The organism is Nocardia sp. NPDC051833, assembly GCF_040681225.1.
GTDB lineage: Bacteria > Actinomycetota > Actinomycetes > Mycobacteriales > Mycobacteriaceae > Nocardia.
This window is the reverse complement of record NZ_JBFAYK010000011.1, coordinates 1-4,321: the sequence shown is the minus strand read 5'-3', so window position 1 is coordinate 4,321 and position 4,321 is coordinate 1. Positions and strand designations below refer to the sequence as shown.

2 rRNA genes are annotated in these 4,321 nt (G+C 57.9%); both read right to left on the bottom strand.

Features of this window, described 5'->3' with window-relative positions:
* A 23S ribosomal RNA gene (locus tag AB0L91_RS35220) occupies positions 1-2,711 on the bottom strand; the annotation flags it as partial.
* A 371-nt stretch (positions 2,712-3,082) separates the two neighbouring features.
* A 16S ribosomal RNA gene (locus AB0L91_RS35215) occupies positions 3,083-4,321 on the bottom strand; the annotation flags it as partial.

Below are 4,321 nucleotides of genomic sequence, written 5' to 3'. Positions count from 1 at the left end.
GAGGTGCCAAACCATCCCGTCGATATGGACTCTTGGGGAAGATCAGCCTGTTATCCCCGGGGTACCTTTTATCCGTTGAGCGACACCGCTTCCACACGCAAGTGCCGGATCACTAGTCCCGACTTTCGTCCCTGCTCGACCTGTCAGTCTCACAGTCAAGCTCCCTTGTGTACTTGCACTCAACACCTGATTGCCAACCAGGCTGAGGGAACCTTTGGGCGCCTCCGTTACCTTTTAGGAGGCAACCGCCCCAGTTAAACTACCCACCAGACACTGTCCCTGAACCGGATAACGGTCCGAAGTTAGATACCCAAATCAACCAGAGTGGTATTTCAAGATTGCCTCCACCCATACTGGCGTATGGACTTCACCGGCTCCCACCTATCCTACACAAGCTAATTCAGATACCAATGTCAAGCTATAGTAAAGGTCCCGGGGTCTTTCCGTCCTGCCGCGCGTAACGAGCATCTTTACTCGTAATGCAATTTCGCCGGGCCTGTGGTTGAGACAGTGGGGAAGTCGTTACGCCATTCGTGCAGGTCGGAACTTACCCGACAAGGAATTTCGCTACCTTAGGATGGTTATAGTTACCACCGCCGTTTACTGGCGCTTAAGTTCTCCGCTTCGCCCCCGAAAGAGCTAACAGGTCCCCTTAACGTTCCAGCACCGGGCAGGCGTCAGTCCATATACATCGAATTACTTCTTCGCATGGACCTGTGTTTTTAGTAAACAGTCGCTTCCCCCTGCTCTCTGCGGCCATACAACGCTCCACCCGCGCGGGGCTTCACGTCTCCGGCCCCCCTTCTCCCTAAGTTACGGGGGCAATTTGCCGAGTTCCTTAACCACAGTTCGCCCGATCGCCTCGGTATTCTCTACCTGACCACCTGTGTCGGTTTGGGGTACGGGCCGCTCGGAACTCGCTAGAGGCTTTTCTCGGCAGCATAGGATCACTGACTTCACCTGAATCGGCTCGGCATCACGTCTCAGCCTATATGTGCTGCGGATTTGCCTACAGCACGGCCTACACGCTTACCCCGGCACAACCACCGGCCGGGCTCAGCTACCTTCCTGCGTCACCCCATCGCTTGACTACTACCCGCCAGGTTCCCACGCTCCCCACGTTCAGTCCGAAGACCTCCCGCGGTTCGGGTGGTTAGCACAACGAGGTTCATCAGGGTCGCTCCTTCGCGGGTACGGGAATATCAACCCGTTGTCCATCGACTACGCCTCTCGGCCTCGCCTTAGGTCCCGACTCACCCAGGGCGGATTAGCCTGGCCCTGGAACCCTTGGTCATCCGGCGGAAGGGTTTCTCACCCTTCTTTCGCTACTCATGCCTGCATTCTCACTCGTGCCGCGTCCACAACTGGATCACTCCGCTGCTTCACCCCCGGCACGACGCTCCCCTACCCATCCACACACCTGCACCAGAACCTCAAGGATCCTAGCGAAGTAAAATGTGAATGCCACAGCTTCGGCGGTGTACTTGAGCCCCGCTACATTGTCGGCGCGGAACCACTTGACCAGTGAGCTATTACGCACTCTTTAAAGGGTGGCTGCTTCTAAGCCAACCTCCTGGTTGTCTATGCGACCCCACATCCTTTTCCACTTAGCACACGCTTAGGGGCCTTAGCTGGTGATCTGGGCTGTTTCCCTCTCGACTACGAAGCTTATCCCCCGCAGTCTCACTGCCGCGCTCTCACTTACCGGCATTCGGAGTTTGGCTGATTTCGGTAAGCTTGTGGGCCCCCTAGACCATCCAGTGCTCTACCTCCGGCAAGAAACACGCGACGCTGCACCTAAATGCATTTCGGGGAGAACCAGCTATCACGGAGTTTGATTGGCCTTTCACCCCTAACCACAGGTCATCCCCCAACTTTTCAACGTTGGTGGGTTCGGCCCTCCACGCGGTCTTACCCGCGCTTCAGCCTGCCCATGGCTAGATCACTCCGCTTCGGGTCTAGGACACGCGACTGAACGCCCTGTTCAGACTCGCTTTCGCTACGGCTCCCCCACACGGGTTAACCTCGCCACATGCCACTAACTCGCAGGCTCATTCTTCAAAAGGCACGCCGTCACCCCTAAAGGCTCCGACGGATTGTAGGCGAACGGTTTCAGGTACTATTTCACTCCCCTCCCGGGGTACTTTTCACCATTCCCTCACGGTACTAGTCCGCTATCGGTCACCAGGAAGTATTTAGGCTTACCAGGTGGTCCTGGCAGATTCACGGCAGATTTCAGGAGTCCGCCGCTACTCGGGAACACCCACAGAAGACCAGCCACTTTCGCCTACCGGACTCTCACCGTCTACGGTCAGCCTTCCCAGACTGTTCGACTAGCAACTGGCTTTGTAACTCCTCACACAAGTGTCAGCTTGTGTCGCAGGGTCCCACAACCCCGACCACGCAACCCCTGACAGGTATCACACGCAACCGGTTTAGCCTCAATCCGCTTTCGCTCGCCACTACTCACGGAATCACATTTTGTTTTCTCTTCCTACGGGTACTGAGATGTTTCACTTCCCCGCGTTCCCCCCACACACCCTATGTGTTCAGGTGTGGGTGACTGGACATGACTCCAGCCAGGTTTCCCCATTCGGACACCCTGGGATCACAGCTTGGTTGACAGCTCCCCCAGGCCTATCGCGGCCTCCCACGTCCTTCATCGGCTCCTGGTGCCAAGGCATCCACCGTTCGCCCTTGACAACTTGACCACAAAGATGCTCGCGTCCACTGTGCAATTCTCAACAAACAACCAACCCACAACCCCACAGCCCCACACCAACACCACCCACAGGTGGCCGGTATGCGAGGCCAGGCCATGCCTGGCGCCCGACGAGCATCTCCGCTCGCCTACGGCTCTGAAAGACAACCAACCGGTTATTCTTTCAGGACCCAACAGGGTGCTAATCACTCGGCGCCAGCCGCACCAGAGAAAACCGTTCCCACCACCGAAGTGGCTGTACTAGACATCCCCAGCCGTTGCCGGCATCGAGCTCGCCAGTGTCTCCGCCAATGAGCACCCCGACCCGACATTCGCAGGTCGCGGGCTCCATACCACTTTTCAGTGGATGGTGCTCCTTAGAAAGGAGGTGATCCAGCCGCACCTTCCGGTACGGCTACCTTGTTACGACTTCGTCCCAATCGCCAGCCCCACCTTCGACGGCTCCCTCCACAAGGGTTGGGCCACCGGCTTCGGGTGTTGCCGACTTTCGTGACGTGACGGGCGGTGTGTACAAGGCCCGGGAACGTATTCACCGCAGCGTTGCTGATCTGCGATTACTAGCGACTCCGACTTCACGGGGTCGAGTTGCAGACCCCGATCCGAACTGAGACCGGCTTTTTGGGATTCGCTCCACCTTACGGTATCGCAGCCCATTGTACCGGCCATTGTAGCATGCGTGAAGCCCTGGACATAAGGGGCATGATGACTTGACGTCATCCCCACCTTCCTCCGAGTTGACCCCGGCAGTCTTCGATGAGTCCCCGCCATAACGCGCTGGCAACATCGAACGAGGGTTGCGCTCGTTGCGGGACTTAACCCAACATCTCACGACACGAGCTGACGACAGCCATGCACCACCTGTGACCGCCCCCGAAGGACCTCACATCTCTGCGAGTTTTGCGGCCATGTCAAACCCAGGTAAGGTTCTTCGCGTTGCATCGAATTAATCCGCATGCTCCGCCGCTTGTGCGGGCCCCCGTCAATTCCTTTGAGTTTTAGCCTTGCGGCCGTACTCCCCAGGCGGGGCGCTTAATGCGTTAGCTGCGGCACAGAGAACCGGAGAGGCTCCCCACACCTAGCGCCCAACGTTTACAGCGTGGACTACCAGGGTATCTAATCCTGTTCGCTCCCCACGCTTTCGCTCCTCAGCGTCAGTATCGGCCCAGAGACCCGCCTTCGCCACCGGTGTTCCTCCTGATATCTGCGCATTTCACCGCTACACCAGGAATTCCAGTCTCCCCTACCGAACTCTAGCCTGCCCGTATCGACTGCAGGCCCGCGGTTGAGCCGCGGGTTTTCACAGTCGACGCGACAAGCCGCCTACGAGCTCTTTACGCCCAATAAATCCGGACAACGCTCGCACCCTACGTCTTACCGCGGCTGCTGGCACGTAGTTGGCCGGTGCTTCTTCTGCAGGTACCGTCACTTGCGCTTCGTCCCTGCTGAAAGAGGTTTACAACCCGAAGGCCGTCATCCCTCACGCGGCGTCGCTGCATCAGGCTTCCGCCCATTGTGCAATATTCCCCACTGCTGCCTCCCGTAGGAGTCTGGGCCGTGTCTCAGTCCCAGTGTGGCCGGTCGCCCTCTCAGGCCGGCTAC